The organism is Chloroflexota bacterium, from assembly GCA_035652535.1.
Taxonomy (GTDB): domain Bacteria; phylum Chloroflexota; class UBA6077; order UBA6077; family SHYK01; genus DASRDP01.
In genome coordinates this window covers 1-24,010 of the sequence record DASRDP010000018.1, presented here as the reverse complement: position 1 = coordinate 24,010, position 24,010 = coordinate 1, and the positions used below count along the sequence as shown (strand labels likewise).

24 protein-coding genes are annotated in these 24,010 nt (G+C 65.1%); 14 read left to right on the top strand and 10 right to left on the bottom strand.

Features of this window, described 5'->3' with window-relative positions; all coding sequences use genetic code 11:
* The coding region (locus VFC51_02945; protein ID HZT05959.1) for a Rieske 2Fe-2S domain-containing protein at positions 1-444 on the bottom strand (444 nt) is incomplete at its 3' end.
* A gap of 85 nt (positions 445-529) precedes the next feature.
* Positions 530-2,302 carry an ABC transporter substrate-binding protein gene (locus VFC51_02940; protein ID HZT05958.1) on the bottom strand — a complete coding sequence of 591 codons (1,773 nt, stop codon included), beginning with the start codon at positions 2,300-2,302 and terminating at the stop codon, positions 530-532.
* Positions 2,303-2,416: 114 nt separating this feature from the next.
* On the opposite strand from VFC51_02940, the gene VFC51_02935 reads away from it, so the two are divergent.
* The 3 genes from VFC51_02935 to VFC51_02925 all read left to right on the top strand — a co-directional run bounded on the left by VFC51_02935 (position 2,417) and on the right by VFC51_02925 (position 6,128).
* Positions 2,417-3,325 carry a TAXI family TRAP transporter solute-binding subunit gene (locus VFC51_02935; GenBank protein ID HZT05957.1) on the top strand — a complete coding sequence of 303 codons (909 nt, stop codon included), beginning with the start codon at positions 2,417-2,419 and terminating at the stop codon, positions 3,323-3,325.
* Positions 3,326-3,350: 25 nt separating this feature from the next.
* A complete protein-coding gene (locus tag VFC51_02930; GenBank protein HZT05956.1) occupies positions 3,351-4,736 on the top strand; it encodes a Rieske 2Fe-2S domain-containing protein in 1,386 nt (461 codons plus the stop codon).
* A gap of 153 nt (positions 4,737-4,889) precedes the next feature.
* A complete protein-coding gene (locus tag VFC51_02925; GenBank protein HZT05955.1) occupies positions 4,890-6,128 on the top strand; it encodes a hypothetical protein in 1,239 nt (412 codons plus the stop codon).
* Positions 6,129-6,394: 266 nt separating this feature from the next.
* On the opposite strand, the gene VFC51_02920 is transcribed toward VFC51_02925, so the two are convergent.
* Together VFC51_02920 and VFC51_02915 are read right to left on the bottom strand one after the other, a co-directional pair.
* A complete protein-coding gene (locus VFC51_02920; protein ID HZT05954.1) occupies positions 6,395-7,471 on the bottom strand; it encodes an amidohydrolase family protein in 1,077 nt (358 codons plus the stop codon).
* A 305-nt stretch (positions 7,472-7,776) separates the two neighbouring features.
* A complete protein-coding gene (locus tag VFC51_02915; GenBank protein ID HZT05953.1) occupies positions 7,777-8,934 on the bottom strand; it encodes an LLM class flavin-dependent oxidoreductase in 1,158 nt (385 codons plus the stop codon).
* A gap of 282 nt (positions 8,935-9,216) precedes the next feature.
* Here VFC51_02915 and VFC51_02910 point away from each other — a divergent pair, with 282 nt between their 5' ends.
* The 5 genes from VFC51_02910 (at position 9,217) to VFC51_02890 (ending at position 14,412) form a co-directional block, all read left to right on the top strand.
* Positions 9,217-10,929 (top strand): ABC transporter substrate-binding protein, encoded by a 1,713-nt coding sequence (locus VFC51_02910; GenBank protein ID HZT05952.1) that lies wholly within the window; start codon positions 9,217-9,219, stop codon positions 10,927-10,929.
* Positions 10,930-10,969: 40 nt separating this feature from the next.
* Complete coding sequence (locus tag VFC51_02905) at positions 10,970-11,182, top strand: hypothetical protein (protein HZT05951.1); 213 nt, start codon at positions 10,970-10,972, stop codon at positions 11,180-11,182.
* 168 nt (positions 11,183-11,350) lie between these two features.
* Positions 11,351-12,655 (top strand): Rieske 2Fe-2S domain-containing protein, encoded by a 1,305-nt coding sequence (locus VFC51_02900; protein ID HZT05950.1) that lies wholly within the window; start codon positions 11,351-11,353, stop codon positions 12,653-12,655.
* A gap of 29 nt (positions 12,656-12,684) precedes the next feature.
* A complete protein-coding gene (locus VFC51_02895) occupies positions 12,685-13,497 on the top strand; it encodes a dienelactone hydrolase family protein (protein ID HZT05949.1) in 813 nt (270 codons plus the stop codon).
* A 78-nt stretch (positions 13,498-13,575) separates the two neighbouring features.
* Positions 13,576-14,412 carry an amidohydrolase family protein gene (locus tag VFC51_02890; GenBank protein ID HZT05948.1) on the top strand — a complete coding sequence of 279 codons (837 nt, stop codon included), beginning with the start codon at positions 13,576-13,578 and terminating at the stop codon, positions 14,410-14,412.
* A 67-nt stretch (positions 14,413-14,479) separates the two neighbouring features.
* Here the strand turns inward: VFC51_02890 and VFC51_02885 are convergent, their stop codons facing one another.
* Both VFC51_02885 and VFC51_02880 read right to left on the bottom strand, forming a co-directional pair.
* Positions 14,480-14,932: a hypothetical protein gene (locus VFC51_02885; GenBank protein ID HZT05947.1), complete on the bottom strand. Its 453-nt coding sequence runs from the start codon at positions 14,930-14,932 to the stop codon at positions 14,480-14,482.
* Positions 14,933-15,069: 137 nt separating this feature from the next.
* Entirely contained in the window at positions 15,070-15,759 is a 690-nt protein-coding gene (locus VFC51_02880; protein ID HZT05946.1) for a hypothetical protein, read from the bottom strand.
* A gap of 155 nt (positions 15,760-15,914) precedes the next feature.
* On the opposite strand from VFC51_02880, the gene VFC51_02875 reads away from it, so the two are divergent.
* Together VFC51_02875 and VFC51_02870 are read left to right on the top strand one after the other, a co-directional pair.
* The gene (locus VFC51_02875) at positions 15,915-16,280 is read left to right on the top strand and encodes an ABC transporter substrate-binding protein (GenBank protein HZT05945.1); all 366 of its coding nucleotides are present in this window, start codon (positions 15,915-15,917) and stop codon (positions 16,278-16,280) included.
* A 70-nt stretch (positions 16,281-16,350) separates the two neighbouring features.
* Entirely contained in the window at positions 16,351-16,743 is a 393-nt protein-coding gene (locus VFC51_02870; GenBank protein HZT05944.1) for a VOC family protein, read from the top strand.
* 176 nt (positions 16,744-16,919) lie between these two features.
* On the opposite strand, the gene VFC51_02865 is transcribed toward VFC51_02870, so the two are convergent.
* From VFC51_02865 to VFC51_02855, 3 genes are all read right to left on the bottom strand, one after another.
* Positions 16,920-17,231, bottom strand: coding sequence for a hypothetical protein (locus VFC51_02865; protein ID HZT05943.1), 312 nt, complete (start codon positions 17,229-17,231; stop codon positions 16,920-16,922).
* A gap of 25 nt (positions 17,232-17,256) precedes the next feature.
* Positions 17,257-17,403, bottom strand: a complete 147-nt coding sequence (locus VFC51_02860) for a hypothetical protein (GenBank protein ID HZT05942.1) — start codon at positions 17,401-17,403, stop codon at positions 17,257-17,259.
* Positions 17,404-17,717: 314 nt separating this feature from the next.
* Positions 17,718-18,422 (bottom strand): hypothetical protein, encoded by a 705-nt coding sequence (locus VFC51_02855; protein ID HZT05941.1) that lies wholly within the window; start codon positions 18,420-18,422, stop codon positions 17,718-17,720.
* Positions 18,423-18,628: 206 nt separating this feature from the next.
* On the opposite strand from VFC51_02855, the gene VFC51_02850 reads away from it, so the two are divergent.
* The 4 genes from VFC51_02850 to VFC51_02835 all read left to right on the top strand — a co-directional run bounded on the left by VFC51_02850 (position 18,629) and on the right by VFC51_02835 (position 23,405).
* Complete coding sequence (locus VFC51_02850) at positions 18,629-19,771, top strand: hypothetical protein (GenBank protein HZT05940.1); 1,143 nt, start codon at positions 18,629-18,631, stop codon at positions 19,769-19,771.
* A 76-nt stretch (positions 19,772-19,847) separates the two neighbouring features.
* On the top strand, positions 19,848-20,723 hold the full coding sequence (locus tag VFC51_02845) for an NAD(P)-binding domain-containing protein (protein ID HZT05939.1): 876 nt from the start codon (positions 19,848-19,850) through the stop codon (positions 20,721-20,723).
* A gap of 368 nt (positions 20,724-21,091) precedes the next feature.
* Positions 21,092-22,837 carry an ABC transporter substrate-binding protein gene (locus VFC51_02840; protein ID HZT05938.1) on the top strand — a complete coding sequence of 582 codons (1,746 nt, stop codon included), beginning with the start codon at positions 21,092-21,094 and terminating at the stop codon, positions 22,835-22,837.
* A gap of 52 nt (positions 22,838-22,889) precedes the next feature.
* Positions 22,890-23,405 (top strand): GNAT family N-acetyltransferase, encoded by a 516-nt coding sequence (locus VFC51_02835; protein HZT05937.1) that lies wholly within the window; start codon positions 22,890-22,892, stop codon positions 23,403-23,405.
* On the opposite strand, the gene VFC51_02830 is transcribed toward VFC51_02835, so the two are convergent.
* Positions 23,402-24,010: hypothetical protein (locus VFC51_02830; protein HZT05936.1), on the bottom strand; the 609-nt coding region annotated here is incomplete at its 5' end. The two genes, VFC51_02835 and VFC51_02830, sit on opposite strands and share 4 nt — an antisense overlap.

The window sequence follows — 24,010 nt, the reverse complement described above, 5'->3', positions numbered from 1 at the left end:
AAACTCGTAGGCCGGAAAGAGCGGGGGCTTGCCCGGACCCAGGTACGCAAAGATCACTCCTGATCGCTCGATACACGGGTAGGCGGTCTGGCGGACTCGCTCGTGGAATCTGCTACCCGCGGGCTCTCCCGGCTGCTCCAGGCACCGGCCGGTGCGATCGTAGAGCCAACCGTGGTAGATGCAGCGCAGGCCACCGTCCTCGAGCCGGCCGTAGCTCAGGTCCGCACCACGGTGCGCACAATGGAGACCGAGAAGCCCCGGCGTTTCTTCCTCATCGCGGAAGAGCACGAGATCCTCGCCCAGCAGACGGATCGGGAGCGGCGCGCTGCCACGGGGCAGCTCTTCGCTCAAAGCGGCCGGCTGCCAGTAGCGGCGGAGCAACTCCCCCGCGGGTGTGCCTGGGCCGACGCGCGTGAGGCGTTCATTTTCTTTTTTTGTCAACATCGCCGGCTCCCGACGTTCTCATTATGATGAGCCTCGCATCAGCGACGTCGCGATTGTCTCGCAGCCAGGCCCGCCGTGCGCCGCGTCAGTCTCGATCCCACGAGACGGCATTGCGGCTGAACGTGCCGTACGCGTAGAGGGTCGGATTGTCACTGACCCCGCCGGCGATGTCGCCGGGGGTGAACGCCCGTATCCCCTTGCGAGCAAACAGATACGTCGCAATGAAATAGACGGGAAGAACCGGGAGATCATCCACGACGAAGTCGCTGATCGCCCGCATGGCCGCAAGCTGGTCCGCCGTGGCCACGCTGCCCCGTAAGCTCTGAACGAGCCGTCGACCTTCCGGGTTCTCATATCCGGTCCGGTTCCCAACCCAGTTGTTCTCGGCCGTCGCGGCCCTCTGGAACAGTAGGTTGAGGATGCCGCCGCCTGTGCCGTCGAAACCGGGGTACTGGGCGCGGGCCGCGGCGTCGCGCGTCTCGGAGGCGCTCCAGACATGCTCCTCCACGTCGATGCCGAGCTGTCGCCAATACGATGCGCTGGCCGCGACGTCGCGCTCGTTGCCCACGGTGGTGTAGATTGCCGTCTTGAACGCGCGGCCATCTCGTTCGAAGCGCAGCGTCCCGTCCGGACCGGTGGCCCAACCGGCCTCCGCAAGGAGCGCCCTCGATCTGGACGGATCAAATGAAAACCGCGCCAGCACGTCTCGCGCAGCCTCGTACAGCGGATCGCTCTTTGCCAGCAGAGAATTGGACGCTAGCTCGGGGCTACCGCCGTTGGCCCCTTCCGAAATTGCGACACGGTCCAGCGCCTGATAAAGGGCAGTGCGAACGCGACGATCCAGCAGCGCGGGCTCCCTCTGGTACTCGGGCCGGTACTGGGGATCATACCGGCGCCAGGCGCCCTCGATCACGTAGGCGTTCCCATCACCGCTCGCACTCCACATCCGCCTGAGCTGGGCCCCGGTCTCTCCCTGCAGCGCAAGATCGGGGATGACGTCGACCGTCCCCGCGACGATGTTGGAGAAGAGGACATTGGCGTCGCCAAACATCAAGACGTGAATGGTGCCGATCTTTGGACGACCGAGGTAGTAGTCCTCGTATGCCTGAAACGTCAGACTACTCCCGGAATCAAACTGCACCAGACGAAATGGCCCGGTGCTCACGTAGGCGGAGGTCCAATACGGCAGCGCAAGCAGCTCCTGAAGATTCTGATCGCGTGCAAACTTCTGGTAGGCCTCTCCCAGCACGTGTTCGGGGAGCGGCCAGAACATTTGTGGCCCCAGCACCGCTCCCTGGTAGAAGGGAGTCTTGTAGGTGATGACCAGAGTATGAGCGTCAAGGGCCTCCACCCCCGACATATAGGGGACTGCACCATTGAGTGGCGTGGGGATCCCGCCCGGCCCACCGATCTGATACGAAAAGACAAAGTCATCCGCGGTGAACGGCACGCCGTCTTGCCAGGTTACGTTTGGGCGGAGGCGGAACGCGACCCTCATGCTCCCGTCCGGGAGAATCGTGATCCCGCCGTTTTCCAGCGTAGGGACCTCGTCGGCCAGCCGACCCACAGGCGTGCGGCTGTCGGCGTCGGCCGTGACCAACCCATCGGTATGGAGCTCGGTCATCGCCATCCAACCACCCGTCGGCGTGCCGGTCGCCACCGCCAGGCTCATGGCCGGTACAGTCCCGGTAATGCCGACGGTCAGCGACTTTGTTGGCTCATGCGGCGACGCCGGGTCGGTTGCCGGTTCATTGGTCGTTGGCATTGGGCCTGCGCACGCGGCAGCGGCGAGCAGAAGTCCGAGCCAGCGAACCCACCGAAGGTCCATAGCCATCCCAAACCCGACTGATCGCCCCATGGTAGCACCTTGTGGAGCGGAGGCGTAGAACCGCAATCTTCTCTCCGCTTGATTTTTGCGCCTGCCTTGCGTACGCTCGTGCCCGCTGGGACGAGGAGGAGGACGTTGCCGAAGATGACAACGTCCGCGCACGTGTTCGCACGCATCGGCGCGGGATGGGCCGGCTCGTTTGTCATGACGCGCGCGTTCGCTCGCGCGCTCCCCGGTGAGCCGGCCGTCGCTATCGTCGCGGACGTGCTCAACCGGCTCGATCTCGTCGCCACTGGCGAGCTGGATCTCACGTGGGCGTTCCCGATGGCGCGGGTACGTTGGGCGTACGAGGGACACCGTCCCTGGCCGGACAGCCCGTGGAGCGGTGCGGGCTTGAGCAACATTCGTCTCGTCGCGCGGATTCCTCGGGCCGACCACGAATTCGTCGCCTTTGCTCCATGGTCGCCGGTCCAGACCCTTGCGGACGTCGCGCAGCACCCGCAGGTGCGCATCGCCCTCCGCACCGACCAGCTCTACGAGTACGAGAACGCCATCTTTCACCACTACGGCACCTCGCTCGCGGAGATCGAGCGGTCGGGCGGCCGCACCTGGCACATCGCGACCGGAGCTCACGATCTGGACCGGGAGATCGAGGACCGGAGCGTCGATGTGGTCATCGGCCATGCCGCCACAACGCCGCCCTGGAAGTCGGTGGCGGACGCCGGCTTCCGCTTCGCGCCGCTGGAGCCGACGCTCGTCGAAGCCCTAGAACGCGTCGGTTTCGAGCGCAAGGTTGTCCCGCCGGCCGCGCACCCGTGGATCGCGGAGCCATATCTCACGTTGGACCTGTCGGACCAACCGATCGTCACGCGGGCCGAGGTTCCCGACGACGTGATCTACGAGATCGCGAAGAGCATCGATCTAAACAAGCAGGCCATGGCCGAGGGCGGGCGGGGGCAAACTGAGGAGATCAGTCGACAGTGGGAGACGAGGCTCGTCCCACTGCACCGGGGCGCCGAGCGCTACTACCGCGAGGCGGGATATATCCCGTAACCGTCTTACTCGGGAGGACATGCAGGTGACGGACGTCCGGATCTCGCCAGCCACTGACCCCTTCGACGCCTACGACCGCCGAGACGTCCCCGAGCCGGATCACGAGCTGACGCGCGTAGGCCCCGGAACTCCGTGTGGTGAGTACTTCCGGCGGTTCTGGCAGCCGGTGCGTCTCTCCTCCGACCTGAAGGACCTGCCGGTCCGCGTCCGGGTTCTGGCCGAGGATCTCGTGCTCTTCCGCGACGGCCAGGGGCGCACCGGCCTTCTTCCGCTTCACTGCAGTCACCGGGGCACGTCGCTGGAGTTCGGCATGGTGGAGCGGGTGGGGATCCGCTGCTGCTACCACGGCTGGCTCTACGACGTTGCCGGCCGCGTCCTCGAGACGCCGGGCGAGCCGGTCGATAGCACGCTGCCCCAGCGTATCCACCACGGTGCTTATCCCACGGTCGAGTACAAGGGGCTGGTATTCGCCTATATGGGGCCGCCCGGCGAGCGACCCGACTTTCCGGTCTTCGACACGTTCGAGATGCCAGGCTATCAGCTCCGCCCGAACGGCAGCCGCTACGTCACCTCCTGCAACTGGCTGCAGCTCAAAGAGAACTGCATGGATCCGGTGCACGCCGTCTTCCTCCACGGCCTCGAAGACGGACGCGAGAGTCTGAACCCGTTCCGGCCGAGCGTGGATCCGCGGCAAACGGTCGAGAGCTTCTTCGCGGCGCAGGAGGGGCGGTACACGCGCGACTTCATCTCCCTGCGCGACCGCTACCGGGAGCGCGTTGTCGAGTGGCGTGAGAGTCCGGTGGGCATGATCTCTCTCCACACTGAGCGCATCGACGATCTCATATACGTGCGCGTCGGCGACTACATTCCGCCGGGGATGCACCAGTTTCCGCCCACCTGGTACAAGGTGGTGGGCGAAGACGACTTCCGCCCGCCGACGGGCGTCCAGTGGGCCGTCCCCATCGACGACACGCATACGATGACCTACGGTTTCACGTACGTGAAGGGAGAGCAGGAAACGGGCGGCGATCCGGAAGCGCGCCTCCACGTGCTGCGCACGTCGGATTCGGTCACGCGGACCTATGAGGAGCGCCAGCGAGCGCCCGGCGACTACGAGGCGCAGGAGAGCCAGCGGCCAATCGCCGTCCATCAAAAGGAGCATCTCGGCTCGACCGACGGAGGCGTAATCATGGCTCGCAAGCTTGTCCGCGAGGGCATCCACGCCGTCCAGCGCGGCGAGCGCCCGCGCTATCCGACAGCGGAAGAGGGCGGCCTGGTTCCCACCTATGCGCAGATCACCGTCCGCCGCGCCCCCCGCGCCGCGACGCGGGAGGAGGATCGCGAATTGCTCCGCGAGGTCGGCCGCCAGGTCGCAGGCCGTCGCCGCCTCACGGCGATGGGGGCCATCTAGCCGGCCAGGACGCGGGCAGCAAGGCCTTCGCCGCGACTCCGTCCTGTGCCGCGCAGTCCGGCGCAGACAGTTCGTCGCCCCGGGCGCCGCGTTTGACCAGTCTGCACCGGTGTGCTACGGTCGCGCGCACACCGAATCGGCGCCGGAGGCACGATGCAAGCGACTCCGTCCGCGACCGGCTATCGGCCGCCAGACATCAATGCCCGCATGCGGTTCCCCTACTACCGCTGGATGCACGCGGAGGGGATCCCTATTCACTTCGAAATCGCGGGGATATCCGATGTCACGGCCGTACCCCGCGCACCGTGGGCCCGCACCGGCCGGGGATCTGGCGCGTTCCTCGAGCTCACGGGCACCTACCAGGCCGAGCGCGGGATGTTCGTCTGCGAGATCCCACCTGGCGAGGCGCTCGACGTGCAGCACCACCTCTACGAGCAATTCACGCTCATCCTCCAGGGAACGGGCGCCACGGAGGTGTGGCAGACGAACGGTCCCAAGCGCACCTTCGAGTGGGGCAAGGGAAGCCTCTTCGCGCCTCCGAAGAACACCTACTACCGCATGTACAACCTCGGCCGGGAGCCGGTGCTCTACCTCGGCGTGACGACGGCGCCCAAAGTCATGAACGGCATGTTCGCCGGGTGGGCCGTTGACCGCCAGGCGGAGTCCTCTCGCGCAACCAGCCCCTTCGAGTTCGTGTTCACGTGCGACTACGACTTCGCCGGTGTCTACGACGCCAGTGAGGACTACTTCAAGCGCACCGAGAACCGCGTGACCCAAGGCCGCTACAACCTGAGCGTCTGGTACACGAACTTCATCCCCAACGTGTTCGACGAGACGGTCGAGGACATGGAGCAGAAGGTCGCCGGGGGCCAGCTCACAGGCTATCGGATGGCCGGTGGCTTTCCCGCGGGCCATATCTCCGAGTGGCCCGTTGGGCGCTACCACAAGGCTCACTACCACGGACCGGGCGCCCTGCTCGTCGGGCTCAAGGGCAAAGGGTACGTTAACCTTTGGCCCCACACGCTCGGCATCCACCCGTGGCAGGACGGCCACGCGGATGAGGTGGTCATGGTCGAGTGGGGTCCGAACAGCATCTACGCGCCACCGGACGGCTGGTACCACCAGCACATGAGCTCGGGTCGCGTGCCTGCCCGCCACGTCGCCGTGTATGGCGCTGGCGGGAGCCCGATGACCACGCGTCTTCAGGGCGAGGGCGAGGACGAGACCAGCGTTCGCTTCACACCGGTCCGCGAGGGTGGTCCACTCATCGACTATGAGGACGAGGACCCCGAGGTCCGACGCTACTTCATCGAAGTGAATCGCAAAGAGGGGGTCGAGTGCACGATGCCCCCGGTGACGTATCGCACCGACCCGGTGGAGCTGCCCGCTTGACTCCGTGCGCCTTCAGCAGGCTGGGCATCGTTCAAACGTCGTCCCACAGGTCGATGTTCCAACCGGGCTTCCCGGCGGTCACTCCCTGGAGGCGGTTTGCGATGAGAACCGGCCTGGCGTTGTCGAGCGGAACGATCACGACCCAGCCACCCGGGGCGAGCTCCGTCCGGCCGCCACTCCACCGGCGAAATCTCACGCTCGACAACATGACGGCAAAGCCGAGCACAGAACCCGAGAGATCGGCCCCAGCCGCCCCCCGGCGGCCCTTAGCTCCGTGCAAGCGCTGCCGGAGTCTTCAGCCCATAGAACACTTGCGCACTGCCGTGGAGAAGCTGTTCCTTCGCATCGCGACTCAGCCCGGGATGGCTCCAGATCTTTTCCAGACCCTCGGGAAACTCGCTGTCCCAGTGCGGGATGTCCGTCGCGTACATGAAGTGGTCGGCGCCCAGATAATCCACAGCCTGCGGTAGCGTGGTTTCCGCCTCCTCGAGGCTCGCATAGACGCGCGATTCGCGAACGATCTCGCTCGGCTTCTTCTTTAGTAGCGGCGCCTCGAACTCGCCGCGCAGCTCCCAGTGCTCGTCCATGCGATCCAGCCAGTACGGCAGCCAGGTGGCGCCGATCTCCAAGAACGACAGCCTCAACCGTGGGAACCGCACGGGAACTCCCTGGAAGATCATGCTCGTGAACTGGAGCAGCACCCCCGCCGGAAATGTAAACGTGTGGACTTCGTTGAAGGTCCGCAGGCCGCCAGCGCCCATCTCCTGCGAGTGGGACGGGCTGCCGTGGACGCAGAGCGGCACGTCCAGCCGCTGCGCCTCCTCGTAGATCGGGTCGTAGAACCGATCGCCGAGAGGTAGGGGCAAGCCCGTCGCGATCAGCTCGAAGCTCACCAGCCCCAACTCTGTGGTTGCCCGTCGCAGCTCGCGTGCTGCTTCTACCGGGTCCTGCAGGGGCAAGACGCCGACCACGTGCACGCGATCGGACAGGGCGTTGTAGTCCTTCCCGAGGTGCGTGTTAATCGCCCGGCATACCGCCACGGCGAAGTCGATCTCGCGTAGGTTGGCCGCGCTCGCGGAGCCGGTCGGGAAGAGGACAGCCTCTTCGATCCCGTGCTCGTCCATGATCTTGAGCCACAATTCCACTTGCTGGGCGGGTAGTAGGTCTCGCGTGTATCCAGGATATCGGCTGATCTTTCCAAAGATGTCGCGGTCCCACGGCTGATCGCCGGGCGTGAGCCCACTGGGCCGTCGGTCCCATGGGGACTCGAGGTACTTCCGAATGTCTTCCGCCCGCTCCTGAATGTGCCCGTCGGCGTCGATGATCGGAGGACGATCGACCATGGCAGTGCACCCCCTTTTCAGTTTGGTCCGCGATATGCCCCAGGGTATCTTCAACGCCAGAAGGGTTCAACGTGCAGCGGGCACAGTCCGTCAATGGGCACTGGGAACCATCTCGCATCTGGGCAGTTGCCGCTCCCAATGCGAAGCCCCGGGCATTTTGCCGCATGAGGCGCCAGAAAGAGCGGCATGTCCATGGGAGGATGCAGCGGACGCCCCGGTCTCGGGTAGAGGTGTCCGATCGCGAAGACTTCGCGCGGGCGCAGACGTGCATGGCCTGGACCGGGTGGCCCGGCCCTCTCTTCCCTTTACAGCTTGCGAACGACCGGGAGAACTTCCTTGGCAAACAGCTCCATGCCGTCGCCTACGTCTTTCAGGGGCATGTTCCCCATCTCCGGCCGAATCACCAGCACTCCCGCGTTGGTCTGCTTCTTCTGCTCGGTGATTTGCTGGATCAGCGAGTCAGGATCTCCGAGCAGGAAATGCCCGCTCTTGATCTGCTTCATGCCCCAGCCCACTCCGCGGTCGGGCCGTCCCCCATCTTTCTTCCAGCTATAGGTCTTCATCTCATAGCGCCCACGATCGAGCTCGCGGAGGTCCGGATGCTGCAGCTCTCGCGGATAGGGGGAGGCTGAAGTTGAGTCTGCGCCCCAGGCATTCTCGCGTTCCTGGGCGGCGATCTCCTCGAACTTCTCTTCGTACGCGGCCCTGGTGGGACTGACCAGAATCTCACGGAAGATGCCCCGGTTCGCGGGCGAGGGTGTCCAGCCGCACTCCGCTTGGGCGTAGCTTTGATAGGTGTTGAGGATCTGCTCACACTGAGCGGTCGGGCCGGCCGCGATAAAGCTGATCTTGTGCTGGGCAGCCCAGTGGATGCTCTGGTCCGACGTGGCGGTCGTCCAGATGGGCGGGTGCGGCTGCTGATATGGCCTCGGGAGGATGGATACACACTTGTAATTGAAGTACTCGCCGTGCCACTCGAAGGGGTTGGGGTCCGTCCATGCCCGAACGATCAGGTCGTGGGCCTCGTGGTAGCGGCCCGCCTCCTCTTCTGGCTTGAGGCCGTAGGCGTAGAGGCTCTGCGCGTGAGAGCTGATGTACCCCACCACCAGTCGACCGTTGGAAAGGTTATCGAGGATTGCCAGGTCCTCGGCCACCCGGATCGGCGTGGGATAGAGGGCCAGCGCGATGCCCATGGTGACGAGCTTGATTCGATGGGTCACCTGCGTAGCGGCGGAGAGCAAGATCATGGGCGAGGGGGTCAGGCCCCCGTTCGGTCCGTAATGGTGCTCAGTGAAAATGATGCCGTCGAATCCCACGTCTTCCATGCGCTGAATGAACGGCATGCGCTGGCCGTACAGCTGATGGCCGAGCTCGCGATCCCACATCCAGCCGGGCACCGGGAACGGCATGGGCCCATCCACGTGGGGGTGGTAGGCCATGCTCTGGCGAATCCAAACTTCCATGAGCCCTCCGATCGTGCGTTGGCGCCGGGCGCGGCCACGCCGCGGACCCCTCCGGTTGAGGTCCGCGTACTCATTCTCGTGCGAACCAGCCGGGCGGCTATTATAAGTCCCGCCGGCGAACGACCGTGCCTTGCGCAAGCCACTGTCCTCACCACGGCCAAAGCTGCCCGGTGGTCTTTAGCTTCTCCACGAACGAGGTCGCCGCGCACCGCATTTGCGTTCGAGCTCGCCCAAACTGGCGATATACTCGACCTCAGCGAGCTCCAGCGGGAGGTGTGCGCCATGCGCGGGCACATCTGGTGGGTCATCAGTTTGATCGCGACCATGCTCCTGGGGTGCGGCCAAGCAGCCGGGACGACGGCAGCGCGGCAGAGCGCGGCGGCCCCGGCGACGACTCCCACACGAGCTATGGTCATGGCCGTTCGCTACGAGGTCGTCGGCCTCGCCGCCAAGCGGCTCGAAGCTGCCGCCTGGGAATGGACCAAGCGACCATTCAACGCATCGCTTGCGCTCATAGACGGAAACGGAGCCAGCCAGCCCTATCTGGCCGAGTCGCTTCCCCAGCTCGACACCGACTCCTGGAAGGTGAGCCCGGACGGCAGGATGGAAACGACGTACCGCCTGAGGCCCAACCTCACCTGGCACGACGGCGCACCCCTCACCGCCGACGATTTCGTCTTCGCCGCCGAGGTGTACCAGGCGAAAGGCCTCGGCGCATTCACCTCCAGCCCGCAAGACAAGGTCGATGCCGTTGTCGCAGCCGACCCGCGGACGCTCGTGATCCGGTGGAAAGATCTGTATGGAGAGGCCGGGGCCCTGACCGAGACGATGTTGGACCCGCTCCCGAAGCACATCCTGGAGTCGTCCCTCGCCTCCTACCAGCAGGACCCATCGACCGCCGACGCGTTTCTCAGCAGCCCGTTCTGGACCACCCAGTATGTGGGGCTCGGTCCGTACAGGCTGGCGGACTGGCAGCAGGGCGTCCAGTTCGAGGGCGCGGCCTTCGATGGGCACGCCCTTGGGCGGCCAAAGATCGATCGAATCGTGATCCGCATCATTCAGGACGAGAACACGGTGGTCTCCAGCGTGGTCGCGGGCAACGTGGACATCGCCGGCGATCGGGCAATCCGCCCCGAGCACGCGCAAGAGATCCAGCGCCAGCTCGGACCGAACGCCGTAGGCCTGATCTATCCCGCCGGCCGCCACTACCTCGGCATTCAGTTCCGCCCCGAGCTGCAGAAGACCCCGGGCTTGCTCGACCTGCGGGTGCGGCGGGCGTTAGCCCACGCGATGGATCGAGACGCAATAAACCAGGCCATGTATGACGGTCAGGGCGCCATGGGTGACCAGTGGGTGCCACCCGGCCTGCCCTACTCGGATGACGTGGAGCGCAGCGTTACCCACTATCCGTTCGACCCACGACAGTCTCAGGCGCTCATGCAAGAAGCTGGCTTCACCAGGGATGCCTCGGGCTTCTTCGCCAGCGCAACCGGTGAGCGCTTTCGCCCTCAGCTTATGGTGGATGGGTCCAATCTCTTCGAGCGGGAGATGAGCACGATCCAGGACATCTGGGCAAAGATCGGCATCGACGTCGAGCCGAAGCTGCTTCCGGCCGCCGAGTCGCGCATTCTCGCCGCCCGCACGACCTTCCCGGGTATCTACGGCATTTCCACCGGGATTCGGGAGAACCAGCTCGACATCTTCAGCAGCGCGGACATCGCCACCGAGGCGCGCGGCTGGGCCGGGAACAACCGGGTCGGTTGGTCAAACCCGGATTACGACCAAGCGTGGAATGCGTTCAACTCGCTCCTCGACCGCGGCCAGCGGAATGAGCAGATCGTCAAGATGATGAAAGTCGCGACCGACCAGCTCCCTGCCATCATGGTGCACTTCAACCCGGGCGCCATCGCCTTCCGCGGCGCGCTTCACGGCCCAGAGGCCCCGGGCGCCGAGACGTGGCCAAACTGGAACATCCAGGACTGGACGCTGAGCTAGCGGGTCACTTCTCGCAGCCCGAAGACCCTGGGATGGAGGGATGACCACGAAGCTGATGAACCTTGAGTCGGGCGAGGTCAGCCGCTTTACCTACTCCGACGAGGGGGGCCTGATCTTTGCCTGCTGGGACGCGAGCGCTGGGTCGCTCGATGAATACCTGGGGGACTTCCGCTACTACCTGGACACGGGGCGGCAGTGTCGTGGCCATTCCGGCGCCGCACCAGGTCGACATGGTTCGCCTGAGTCTAGCTGACCAGTTTGCCCGTTCAGGGCGATGGGAGCCCGCCTATCCGCGCGACCGGCAGTGAGGATCCGGCAATGTCATCCGCCGCCGACGAGGCGGTTTGCACTGTCAATCCTCGGGCGCCCCGCGGGCTGTTGGCGCACGTCTACGAACTCGAAACGTGAGGAGCGACGCGGCATGCTGAACAAAGAGGAGAACGACAAGCTCTGCTTGGTCGAGGGCGATGCACCCATGGGGCAGTACGTGCGTCGGTACTGGCTGCCCTTCCTTCTGTCGAGCGACCTGCCCGAACCGGACTGCGAGCCCGTGCGCGTCCGCCTGCTCGGCGAGCAGCTAGTCGCCTTCCGCGACACGAGCGGGGCCCCCGGGCTCATCGAGCCTCACTGTCCCCATCGACGGGCTGATCTGTTCTATGGTCGCAACGAAGAGGGCGGCATCCGGTGCATTTACCACGGCTGGAAGTTCAGCGTGAACGGGACGTGCCTCGAAACGCCGACCGAGCCCAAGGACAGCAACTTCAAGCTCACGGTGCGGCTCCACTCGTATCCGGTGCGCGAGGCAGCCGGAATCCTCTGGACGTACATGGGCCCGTCAGAGCTCGAGCCCGAGCTGCCCGACTTCGAGTTCATGCACGTGCCCGAACGATTCCTGTTCGCCTCGTGGAGCACACAGGCCTGCAATTTCACCCAGGCGATCGAGGGCGGCATCGACACCATGCACAGCGTATTTCTGCACAGCACGCTCGACTCTCACCGACGGCTCGACGACTGGAAACGGAACAGCACGCTCGATGATGGCGCGGGAAGCATCGCCCAGGGGCGCTACCGGAATCGAGACAACCCAGCGCAGCTTCACGCCACGGATACCGACTTCGGCGTGATCGTGGGCGGCCAGTACCCGGGTGATCAGGGGGAGGATTACTGGCGCTACAACCTCTTCCTCTTGCCCTTCTACACGATGCCGCCCGGGCGGGCTAACGCGAAGCTCTGCCACGCCTTCGTGCCGATCGATGACGTGACAACCGCGCGCTGGAGTTTTAGCTGGAACCTCGACCGACCCCACAGCACTCGGGACCTCGCCAATATGCGCAACGGCAGCGGCGTTCACGTTCAGCTCGTGTCCGGCACCCATACACCTGTGCGGGTGCGCGCCAACGATTACCTGATTGACCGCGAGGAGCAGCGCACCCTCACCTTCACCGGGATCAAGGGGACCGGCGAGCAGGACTTCGCCGTCCAGGAGGGAATGGGGGCGATTGTGGATCGCAGCCGCGAGCGGCTCGGCGTGAGCGATGGCGGGATCGTGCGCATGCGTCAACGGCTCCTGAAGGAAGTCGACGACCTTCTGGAGGGCGCGGAGCCATACGCGCCGACCCATCCGGGCGTGTACCGCGTTCACGCGGGCGACGCGCTCTTGCCCGGGCAGACGATCAATTGGGCTGACGAGCCGCGAGCCAAAGCGGCGATGGCTGCCAAGTGGTAGCCCACCACGCCTGAGGGGGACCGAGCACCATGCTGGCTGACATCGATACCAGGAGCGTCGAGAAGCGCAACGTCACGCTGAGCAATGGGGGCGATGCCTTTCTGGCCCGCCCACCCACTTCGGGAAGCCACCCGGTCATCATTCTCATGCACGAGCGTTACGGCCTGGTCCAACATACGATGGATCTGGCGGTCCGATTCGCCACCGAAGGGCACGTGGCCCTGGCTCCCAATCTGTACTTCCGGCTCCCCAATCAGGAGGAGCTGAAGCGCGGTGAGGGGATGGCGTCACTGGATGACAAAGGGGTGATCGAAGATATCGGCGCCTGCATCGACTACGTCAAGGGCGTAGGTGGAGCGGACATCGGCCACCTGGCCCTGATGGGTGTGTGCGCGACGGGCCGCCACCCCCTGGTGGTTGCCGCCGCCCGCCCAGAGGTCACAGCGTGCGTCGTGTTCTACGGCGCCGCCTACGCGCGCGAGTGGATTCCCGCAGACACGCTCAGCGACTACATCAAGGCGTCGCGGGCCCCCATCCTTGGGGTATTCGGCGAGCTAGATAACCTGATCGCCATTCGCGACGTGCGTAGGCTGCGCGACGCCATCGAGGATGCGAACCGGTCGTACCGAATCCGCCTCTTCCCCGACGCGCCCCACGGCTACCTGAACGATACGATGCCGGGCCGCTACCGTCGCCCGCAAGCCGAGGAGGCTTGGCGCCTGCTCATCGACTTTCTCGACCGCGTCCACAGCGGCGGATATCCCGCCGACCGGGTCCAGTGGTCGTTCGAAGCCGATAGCTCGGTCAACTACGACTTCACCAAGAACGTCCGCCTGGAATAGTCGCGTCGTCACAGGAGGAGATCCGATGGCCAAGCAAGGCTTCAAGGTCATGGACAGCGACATGCACATCATGGAGGCTTGAGCGTCCTAACGCTTCCGAACATCGAGCCCCGCCTCGCGGCTGCCATCGCCCGCGCCTACAACAAGTGGTTGTTCGATTTCTGCCAGTTGGACAGGACGCGGCTCATCGGCGCCGGCATGCTGTCCGTGCACGACATCAAGGACGCGATAGATGAGGCCCGCCGCGCGAAGGAAGAGCTGGGCTTCCGAGCCGTCTTCCTGCGCTCCAACATCGTGAACGGCAAGAACTGGTACGACCCCGAGTACGACCCGCTCTGGGACGCGCTGGAACAGCTTGACCTACCGCTCGGTTTCCACGAAGCCACCGGCTCACGATCGCGCCAGACGGCCGACTGGTTCGACCCGAACTTCGCGATCAGGATCATCTACTCCCAGCCATTCGAGCAAATGTTGGGCCTCGGCGCCTTCATCTGCGGTGGCGTCCTTGCGCGTCATCCGAAGCTCAAAGTGGCGATTCTGGAGGCCAACTGCTCCTGGGTGCCGTGGCTGCTCTGGCGCATGGACGAGAGCTACGAGCGGCAGGGCGACGTGTTCATGCGAGATTTGACCATGGCGCCCAGCGAGTACTTCAAGCGGCAATGTGTCGTATCCGTCGAGCCCGACGAGGTGACCGCCCTCCCCTTGATGGAGGATCTGGGGAGCCATCTGGTCTTTTCGACGGACTACCCGCACATCGATTCCCGCTATCCCGAAGCGGTCGATGCCTTCTTGCGACTACCGATATCCGACGATCCCAAACGTCGGATCTTATGGGACAACTGCGCTCGATTCTATTCGGTAGACGTCGAGCCAGAGAGCACCTCTGCTGGCAGCAGCGAGCGGTCCGCCCGATAAGGCGCGTCGTGTCGCTCGGCCCAAGCCTCGCGTCAAACGGGGGGCCCTCCGGGCTATTCGGCTCCGTCTACCCCGTTTCCGCCGGAGTTGGAGGGACCGACAGGCCATAGAGGCGCGCAGGATTGTCCCAGAGGATTTTCCGCTTAGCCTCGGCGGAGATGTTCGGGTTGGAGTGCTCGTCCATGCGCTCCAGCCAGAAGGGCACCCAGCCCGAGCCGGACTCCAGATGCGCGACCTTGAGCGCGGGGAAGCGATCGAGAACGCCGTCTGCCGAGAGGTTCAGGCAGGCGAGCATCTGCTCGAGGGGGTGGCAGGCCACGTGGCGGCCGAAGGCGCTGTAGCGGTCCGAGCCCGCCTGCGGCAGCACGGTCCTGGCGCCCTCGTGGATGCAGATCGTCCCGCCCAGGTCGGCGGCGACTTCCTCGTGAAAATCGTCATCCCCGGAGGTTCGGTCCAGGTCGGCGCCATCCTCGCCCAGGCCTTCGTGAGGGCGGGCACGCTTCTCGGTCTCGTGCGCCACGGGTTTGGCGGACCGGCGGGAATCGGGGGCCAGTATGTCTCACGGACGAACGCGTGGCCATCTCGTCAAGGCGCTCCGCCCATACCGGTTGACGGCTACGATCCCGCGACGGCGCACCCGCAGGCGACCTGAAGCTGCTACGCCGCCGGCACCGACGTGAGGACAGCCAGAAGCAGAACCGCGCGCTCCTCCCGGCCGGCAGCGAGGGTGTATGCGGTGCCTGGTGGGACAACGAAGAGATCGCCCGCTTCGTGGATCTCGCTGCCCGCCTCCGATTCGACTGCGACCGATCCTTCGCGAACGAATGCCGCGACGGCCACGTCGCCGGTCTCCTCGGGCAGCGCATCGCCTGGGACCACTTGGATCCGCCACAGCTCGCATCGGTACGGCCCGGACGCCTGGGCAAGACCGGCCAGCGGCTCGGTCTGCAGCCGTTCCGCACGGGTGACGCCCAGGTCGAGCGGCGGAGCGCAGGTCAGGGCAAAGATGATCGTCTCCGTGGTGGAATCTCCCACGGTGATGTGGGCGTGGCTCACCGCAGGAGGCAGGTAGAACGCGCCACCGGCGCCCTCCGAGAAGACGTGCCCATCTTCAAACTCGACCGTCTGAGTACCGGCCGACTGATAAATGAGGTTCAGCCCGTGTTGATGGTAGCCCGCCTCGGGCGCGCGGCCGCCGACCTCACCGGTGTTGACATTGACCGTCCAGCACGCGGCTCCCGGGGGAAGCTGGTCGACCTGCTGTGCGACCAGCAAGCTCTGGGAAGAGACTGCCTGGGCCGTGGCGCCCAGCGGACTCAGACCGGCGAGCAGTGCGACCAACAGCAACGGTAGAACGTGCCGCGGTCGTGGCGAAATGACCAACCGGTCTCGCAAAATCGCGGTCTCCTGAAATCCTGGCCGCGCGATCTTATGCAGCAGGTTGCGCCTAACACGGCTGTGCGCGTTGATCATGACAACTCCTCTCGAGATCTGCGGCAGCAATGGAGTCCTCTGACGCCGGGCACTCTTTGCCGAGTCGAGTGGAGCTGCCGCATCCGCTCGCGCCGCCGCCTATTATCGCCGCTCGCGGAGGGCCCGAGGATCTGTCGGAGAACGACTTTGCCGACGATAGTCCCGAGAATGTCGTCTCCCGTCCGTACTGGACGCGAGATTACGTCGGACTGGGCCCGTTCCGTCTCACCGCCTGGGAGCCCGGGTCCACCATCGAAGGGAGTGCCTTCGATGGGCACGCGCCCGGCCGTCCCACGATCGACGGCATCGAACCGCGAATCACCACCGATCGGAACGTGGTACGCGCGAACCTGGTGCGCGGCGAGATGCAGCACGCCAGCGGCTCGATCGGGTGACCGGGGCTAAGGCTCCAGTCACCCCGGGATGTTCGCGCGTGGCAGCTCCGGTAGCGAGTCTGTGCGACGAGTGCTACACTGGGCAATCGCCAGCCGCGGCCTCTCGATTCCCCAGCGTGATCCCGGGGCGCCCAAGCCGACCATCCCCTTCGCGATCCATTTCGCCTTCGCCGTCGATCCCAAACAGGCAGACGAGTGCATCGAACACATTCGTTCGTTGGGCATCGAGGTCGACGGCCCGAACGGGCACGGCAACGAAGGGCAAAACGTGTCCTGGTCCTTCGAAGATCCAGACGGCCATCGGCTGGAGATCGAGGCGCACTACCCGACGGTCGAGGAGGCTGTAGCTGTCTTGGAGCGCGACCATGCGAAGCGCCGCCCAGACCTCAATCTGTACCAGGGCACCGACTCGCTGAATGAGCTGAAGGAACAGCTGGCCAAGAAGAGCGGCGCCGCAGGCTAACCGCGGCGCCCCCTCCACGGCTCTCCGGCGCGCACCGGGGACGGGGCACGTGTGCTGGCGGTGGATGCGCCCGAAGAAGGTGCTCCTGGACGGCTCACCCGGCTGCTCAATGCAACGCATCCGTCGGATCTCGCCGGAAACCGAAACGTCGAACTCCTGGTCCATGAGGCTGCAAATCATGGGCTCGGCGAGATCGGGGGCGGCGGGAATGTCGGCGGCGCCGCGCTCTCGCCCGCGCGCGAGGCCTCCTGCCAGGCCATGTTGTCCCACTGGCCGCTTCCGGGCATCGTGCTGGCGCCGCTTCCATTCGGGCGCTTCTTGACCTCGATGGAGGCACCTCGATGGATACAGAAGGTCAGCATCTGGTCGAGCCCGAACTGCTCGTTCTGGTCGTCGCCGACCACAATCAGCGCATCCGGCCTGACCTCCCGCAAGACATCGCGGAGCATGGCCGGGGCCCGCCGGGCGGCGTCGTATCGCGCCTGCATCCGCGCGTCGGTGCACTCGCCGGCGTTACGCGGCTTCGCTTCCTTTTAATAACACGTTGGAGTCCATGCGCTTGTCGTGCATGTCCTCTGCCCGGAGCACATGCCACTGACTGGCCGGCATGGTGACCGGCGGTCCATGCGACGCTGCGAGCCCAAGAACGACCTCCGCCATGTTCCCTTCTTCTCTCACGCGCGCGCTGCGACGGGATCCGCGATAGCGCGCGACCGGGTCGATCCCATCCGCGCCCTTCCGAGCGGGATTCGGACCCCATCATGGTGGAGATTTCGGCCGCGATCGAGCCGCCGTGCAGTTGATGGGGGTAATCGGCGTCGTGCCATGGTCTCATCTCCGTCATCTGCGTTGAGGGCGCGCGTTCTTGCCGAGTTCTCGCGCGGCTGTACGACCCGAAGGTCCCCAGCCCCGTTTTGCCGCCTTTCTCTGGTGGGCAATGAAGGAATGCTCGTCGCGACAGTCAGCCCTCGAACTCAGCGGATGGTGAGGCTGGCAACCATTTCGAGAGGGCGGCCGCTGTAGCCGGTGCCATTCACCTGAAGCTGATACGCGTCAGGCGGAAGGTGGGCAGCCGCATCGCCACCGATGACGACTGCGCACTCGGCTGTGGCGACGACCGGGACGGTCAGGACCTGTCGCGAGGTCCGCCCGGAGATCGTGAGCATCGCCGGCGAGCCGGGCGCGAACCCCGTGATGACGATAACCGTTGCTTCGCCCGGGCGGATCGCGGGCGGCGCGACGACGAACTGCGCCTGCGTACACGCGGCAGGTGGAGCGATGCTTTGGGGTGTCCCGCCCGCCGGCACGGGTGTCACTGTGCGCGCGGCCGGCCCCTGCGGTGTAGGGGACGGGTTGGCAGAGGCGACTGCCAGCAGCGCCGCGATCCTGCTGGCATTCCAGGCTGCCAGGGCGTCCTGCACGGCCTGGCTGGCGGCTCCATAGCATGCATCCGACGGATCCGGCAGCGGCGGCTGGGGGGTCGATGGATCGGTCAGGAAGCTCACCCAGCCAAGGAGCCAGAGCTGATAGGTCGGGGTGCAGTCATCGTCCTGTGCCCGCGCAGCCGGCCCCACCGCGAACGCAAGGGCGGCCGCCAGGCTCAACACCACAACGACTGAGGCGCGCCTGAGCCCGCGTTTCCGGTGGTTAAAGCGGCGAACCGCAATGTCGTCGCCCAATGCCTTCGAATTCCCTTGCAGCGCAGTCCTAACACCATACAGCAGGCGTGCGCAGAACGTTCGGAACCCCATGCGGCGCGGGCGCCGCCCGGTTTGGGCAACTTCCCGCCAGCCCCTCGGAGGACGGGCGGTGGAGCCGATCAATCGCTTGCGATACACTCGGCCGAAGATCTCAGCGTCCGCATCTGAGCACGAGGGTGACACACATGAGTCAGTGTAGTGGCGTTCGGGAGGTCGCGTATCTCGACTGCGCCGGTGGCGGGCAGGTCGTGGTCGACGGGAAGTACGCGTACATCGGTCACATCACGGGACCCGAGGGCACGACGATCGTCGATGTCGGCGATCCCACGCACCCGCGCAAGGTCTGGGAGTGCAGCGTGCCCGATGGCGTGCACTCGCACAAGGTGCGGGCCGCGAATGGCGTCATGCTCGTGAACTACGAAGGTGACCCGGCGACTGCGAAGCCGGGGTCGGGAGGGGTGAACGGCGGGCTCGGCATCTTCGACGTTTCGAATCCGACAAGCCCCAAGCACATTACGACCTGGAAGTGTGCCGGCAACGGGGTTCATCGGTTCACGTTCGATGGTCGCTACGCGTACCTCTCTCCCTGCATGGAGGGGTACACCACCAACATCGTCCTGATTCTCGATCTCGCCGATCCGTCGAAGCCCCAGGAAGTCGGGCGCTGGTGGATGCCAGGCCAGTGGACGGCCGGCGGTGAGGAGCGCTCTTGGACGGCCCGAGGCTCGAAAGAGCCGCGGTGCCATCATCCAATTCGGATGGGCAATCGCTTGTACGTGAGCTATTGGCATGGCGGCGGCTTCATCCTCGACATTTCCGATATGGCGAACCCGAAGATGATCTCATCGATCAACTGGAGCCCGCCCTTCCCGTGGCCCACGCACTCGATGGTGCCGGTCCCATTTGAGATCTACGGTCATCGATGGATGCTTGTCGCCGACGAAGACGTTCTTCCCAAGGACCTGGACCGCGAGCCGCAGATGCCGGCGGCGCTATGGATGGTCAACATCACCGACGAGACGCGCCCCACACCGGTGGACAGCTACCAGGTTGAAGGCGTCGATGGGCAGAAAAACCCGCTCATGACTGGCTGCCATCAGCCGGTCGAGACGATCCGCGGGAACGAAGTGCCGGTCGCCTGGTTCGCGAAAGGGCTGCGCATTGTGGACATCTCAAACCCACACCGGCTGCGCGAAGTGGCACATTACATACCGGATCCAGCGCCGGGCGCGAAGCGTGTGAGCAGCAATGATGTCTACGTCGATGATCGCGGCCTCATCTTCCTGATCGATCGCGTCCGCGGGCTGCACATCGTCGAGCGCATCTAACGTGAAACCACGAGAATGCGTGATGATCCCGGAATCGGGGCAGTCACGCCATATGGTCCGGTGAACGGGAGGGATGATGCAGGACTGCGAGGTCGGAGTCCTCGGCGTGGGCCGAATGGGCGGAGGCATCGCCGCGCGCTACCTGCGGGCCGGGCTTCCGACCGGCGTGTATGACGTCGACCCAGCGCGTATGCGCGAGATGGGTAGGATCGATGCCGAGCTTGCTGAATCCCCGGCGGACCTGGCCCGGCACTGCTCGTTGATCTCGGTCGTGGTCCGGGGCGACGACCTGGAAGCCGCGTGTTCTGGCCCCAACGGGCTCTTTCCTGGTCTTCAACCTGGAAGCGTACTTGCGCTGCATACCAGCACGCCCCCGGCCGCGATACGCCGCCTGGCCACGGAGATCGAAGCGCGGGGCGCTCGCGTCCTCGAGGCGGCGATGACCGGCGGGGTCGGGGGCGCCGCGACCGGGAACCTAACGCTCATGTGCGCCGGGGACCCGGGCCTGTTGGAGGAATGCTGGCCGCGCCTGCGTCACATTGCGAAGCGCCGCATGTTCCTGGGCCCGCTGGGCGCCGCCGGGATCTGCAAGGCCATCCAGGACGTGCTCTTTGGGATCTACCACCACACGACCAACGAGATGGTCCAGCTTGCCACCGCGGCGGGCGTGGACCCCGACCGACTGTTCGAAGTGATGATCGCGAAGGGGTCCGTGGCTGATCGCTGGACCGACTTGTGGGCGCGGGACGGCCGCGAGCTGGTCGGCGCCGAGACCGTGACCAATCCGCGGTCGGCCATCGGCGGCTTTGCCACCTGGCTCTGGGCTCTTGCCGATGAGCTGGGGGTGGATGTCACCACCAGTCGCGACACCGTCGCCCGATCCATGGCGGTCTTCCAGCAGCAGCTCCAAGGCTTGTCTGAGCAGGGAAGGGGATACACCGCGGCTGGTTGAGTGCCGGCCGGTCGGAGGCGGTCCACCGTGAGACCGAAGAAGATCCCATACCAGGACCGCTGGGATGCCGACGAGCGCCGCCTGGGCCGGCCGCGCGCCCACCACGGCGCCGCCCTGCGATATGCTGGCTTCTGGAGGTAAGCGATGATCAGGACAAACGGCCTGACCCCCATCCACCTCATGGTTGCCGAGCGATCACGTAGCCATCGGGGTCGGCGACGCATGCATAGGGATCATTCCCGCTCTGTTCGCCCGTTCGACTCACGAGCCACCCGCCGCAACGATCTCCGCGACGGCATCGTCGAGGGCTGTGTCTTCGGAGTGGTGGAACCCGAAATTGGCGACATTTCCGAAACCGGTGAAGGGATATGCGACGAAGCAGAGTGACGAGCGCCTGGCTCCTCGTGGTGTCCGTGGTCTTCACAGCCTGCGCGCCGGAGGCTTCGCCACCAGAGACTCGCGGCGCCGCTGACCGGTCAGAGGCTGCGGCGCCGCAGAAGACGTTGGTGATCTCGAACCGCGGCGAACCGCCGACCCTGGCTGCTCGCTCGCTGATCACTCAGGGAAGCTCCCTCGGGATTCCGCCCCGATTCTTCAACGCCACGCTGGACCTGTACGACGTCCGCGAGGTCAGCCACCCGCAGCTCGCCGAGGCGCTGCCCGCGTTGAATACAAACACGTGGCGCCTGTTCCCCGATGGGACGATGGAGACCCGCTATACGCTTCGGCCGAACCTCACTTGGCATGATGGCGCTCCGTTGGAGCCGGAGGATTTCGTCTTCGGCCTTTTGGTCTACCGGACACCCGAGCTTGGCTCCGCCACCACCCGCCCAATCCCGTTCATGGACCGGATCACCGTCGAAGATCCTAGAACGTTTGCGATCCACTGGAAGGCGCCGTACGTCGACGCCGGCGCCCTCTCCAATACCTTCCAGCCGCTACCCCGGCACATCCTCGAAGAGGACTTCAACCTGATGGATCCGGTCTCATTCACCGGGCATCCATTCTGGACATCGCAGTACGTTGGGCTCGGCCCATTCAAGCTCGACCGATGGGAGCCGGGCTCGTTCCTCGAAGGCTCCGCGTTCGACAACCATGCGCTCGGCCGACCCAAGATCGATCGGATGCGCATCCTGATCATCAACGATCCCCAGACCGCCATGGCAAACGTGCTGGCCGGCGACGTCCATTACGTGACGAACTTCACGTTTTCCGTGGACCAGGGACAGGTCCTCGAACAGACGTGGGCAGCCACCGGGATCGGTTCAGTCCTCTACTCGCCGACCCAGCGACGTCTCGGTCTGATCCAGATGCGGCCGGAGTATCAGCAGCCAAGGGCGCTTTCGGACGTGAGAGCCCGCTACGCGATTGCGCACGGCATGGACAATCAAACGCGGGTGGACGTGCTCGACGGCGGGAAGGGACAGGTGGCATACACCATGGCCTCTCCTGGCCTGAGCTACTATGCCGAACTCGAAAAGGCTGTGGTCAAACACCCCTTCAATCCGCGTCGCGCGGAGGAGCTTCTCGCGCAGATCGGGTGGAGCAAGGGATCGGACGGCTTTTTCGTGGACGCAACCGGCAATAGATTCACGCTCGAAGTCGCGTCTTCCGCTGGCGGAAAGAACGAGCAAGAGGCCACGATCTACGTCGATAGCCTGAGGAAGGTCGGGTTCGACGCCGTGCAGTACGTCACACCCGTTGCTCAGGTGAACGATAACGAGACACGGGTTCTTCGAAGCGGGCTCTCGCTGCGAGGGGCCGGCCAGGAATACCAGAATTACATCAGCAGCGCGATTCCCTCGGCCGACAACCGTTGGCGCGGAAACAATCGACCGGGGTGGTCGAACCCCGACTACGATCGGACCTTTGCGCGCCTGGAGAGCACGTTCGCGCCGGACGAGCGCGTCCAGTTGATGGCAGAGCTGGAGCGGCTGATCTCGCAGGATCGGGCCATCACGATGAATACCTGGGAATCGGTCGTCAACACGGTGTCCGCGGATCTTCAAGGCGTCGAGGTCCGCATGACGCCGGACGCGAGCGGTCCTGAGCCCTGGGTCTTCACCTGGGAGTGGCGAAGCTCGGCAGTCCCTGCTCGGAAGTCGCCCGCCTGATCATTCGCCATTGGACTCGCGCAATGGTGGGGGCGCCGAGGTCCGGAATCGTGTGCCAGAGGCGGCGGAGGCTCATGGACAGACGAATTCCGTGCTGAAGGATGGACTCCACCCGGGGATCCTCGTCCGACCCGCAACCGTCGAGGATCTACCGCGGCTAACTCAGCTGCTGTTCCAACTGTCGCAAATGGGCGAGCAACCCGAGACGGGTCCGCGGGAGGCAGCCGCGGTGGAGCCAGCCCTCCGTGCGGTCATGGCGGATGATCGGTCGAGCTGCATCGTGATCGAGGCCGCGGATCAGGTTCACGGGACACTCACCTTCTATATCCTGCCCAATTTGTCCTTTGGCGGCCAGCCCATCGCAATGATCGAAAACGTTGTCGTGGACGAAGAGAGTCGAGGGCGTGGATTCGGACGGCTTCTTATGGAGCATGCTGAACGCGAGATTCGGGAAGCAGGGTGTGTCGAGATCCTACTCGCCAGCAACAAGCGACGACTCGTCGCGCACCGATTCTACGAAGGCCTGGGGTACCAGGCCACCCACGAGGGGTTCACGAAGTTTCTTTAGCCTGTGAGATGCAGGGCCTGTACCCGGGGCAGCCCCCTCGCGAGTCGCGACCACTCGGCGTAAGCGCTCACCCGCCAGACTTCCCCGTTCTCCATCCCGACCACGACGCTCCCGGCCCGGCTTGGATCCACCGCGATCGCCGTGATGTTCGCTGCCGAGGGCGTGTGCGCGGCGTCGCCCAGGGACCGCCAGGAACGAGCGCAATCGGTGCTCTGGTACAGCACCGACTGCGCTCCACCCGGGTCGCTCTCGGTGGACTGGAAGTTGGGGCAAGCAGCCGCCGTCAGTGCGTACGGTGGCCGCGCATCGACACAAATGGGGCGAGTCCATCGCCGCTCCGCGTCGGGCCAGGCATACTGCCATGATTCCCCGCCGTCCTCCGACCGGTAGACTCCGGCCGGCTCCATCGGGTCGTTCGGTTCGAATCGCCCATAGCCTGTCGCTGCGTACAGGACGTCCGGTCGGACCGGATCGCGCACCAGCCCGTGGATGTCGGGATTGCGACCCGCGAGCGTGAACGTCCAGCTCTCCCCACCGTCGGACGTCTCCAGGATGCCGCCGACCTCGATTCCGACCCACAGGTGGTCGGGTTGCGCGGGATCCAG